At 43.7% G+C, this 1,243-nt stretch carries 1 protein-coding gene; it reads right to left on the bottom strand.

All coding sequences use genetic code 11. The features are described 5' to 3' along the window. Window positions 1-30 precede the first annotated feature (30 nt). Window positions 31-1,181, bottom strand: a protein-coding gene (locus tag AB4371_RS22305; protein ID WP_104216061.1) for an IS3 family transposase whose coding sequence is annotated in 2 segments (ribosomal slippage) — window positions 31-938 and window positions 938-1,181 — 1,152 coding nt in all. Because the reading frame shifts where the segments join, the coding sequence is not laid out codon by codon here. Window positions 1,182-1,243: the final 62 nt, after the last annotated feature.

The following is a 1,243-nucleotide window of genomic DNA, read 5'->3' as shown; positions in this document are numbered from 1 at the left end:
TGATCTGCTCCAGTTAGACTGGACACCGCATTAAGCGACATATTGTTTTTCAAAGTTAACTGGGCTTAGATACCCAAGAGCACTGTGCCTTCTTGTTCGATTATAATCAACTTCGATATATTCAAAAAGTGCTTGGCGCATCTCTTCTCGCGTCATTATCGGCTCGTATTGGACGGCTTCTACTTTCATTGAATGGAAAAAGCTTTCAACACAGGCGTTATCCCAGCAATTTCCCTTCCTACTCATACTTTGTTTTAAATTATGGGCTGAGATTAAGTATCTGTAGTCTTTTGAACAATATTGACTACCTCTATCACTATGGATAATCACCCCTTCGGGCATGCCTCTACGGAACAATGCCATTGATAGCGCATCACAGACCAGAGTCGCGGTCATTCTGGTGCTCATTGACCAACCAACGACTTGCCGTGAGTACAAGTCGATAACAACCGCTAAATACATCCAACCTTCGCTTGTCGCTAGATAGGTAATATCTCCAGCCCATTTTTGGTTCGGTGCTGTTGCATTAAAATCTTGCTCAAGCAAGTTCGGGGCAACAGGAAGCCTATGCTTGCTGTCTGTCGTACATTTGAACTTACGGGCGGCCTTCGCGACTAAGCTCTGGCGCTTCATGCTCGCGGCAATGGTTTTTACATCGTGCTTATTACCATTTGCCTCTAGTTCTTTTTGAATACGCCTTGCTCCGTCGCGTTCCTTTTTATCATCAAAGACTTCTCGAACTTTGATATCAAGCTGCTTTCGGTGCTCGTTGCGTTGAGTGACTTTATGGCGATTATCAATCCAATAATAAAACCCACTTCGAGAAACCTCAAACACCTTAGCCATACGGACAATCCTATATTGCATCAGGTGTTCGAGCATAAACTCATAGCAATCTACTTTAGATTTTTCGCGAAGTAGGTGGCGGCCTTTTTTACGATATCTAGCTCTTCAGCTTGCTCAGCCAATAACCGTTTGAGTTTGGCATTTTCAGTGGCGAGCTCCCTTTCTCTATCGCTGATTTTCGCATCTTTTTTGACGGCTTTACGCCACCCATAAATTTGAGATTCATACAACGATAGCTGTCGTGCGGCAGCAGCGACACCGACTTTCTCTGCTAACTTAAGTGCTTCGGCTTTAAATTCAGGAGCATGTTTGATTCGTGTTTTCTTAGTTGTCATTGTTCACCTCGTTAGTGATTGTACTCACTTAACTCAGTGTCCAAAACTTATGGTGCGGATCA

Origin of the sequence: Vibrio sp. 10N.261.51.A3, assembly GCF_041471965.1 — a bacterium.
In the GTDB taxonomy this organism is placed as follows: Bacteria; Pseudomonadota; Gammaproteobacteria; order Enterobacterales; family Vibrionaceae; genus Vibrio; species Vibrio crassostreae_C.
This window is presented reverse-complemented; position numbering and strand designations above follow the sequence as displayed.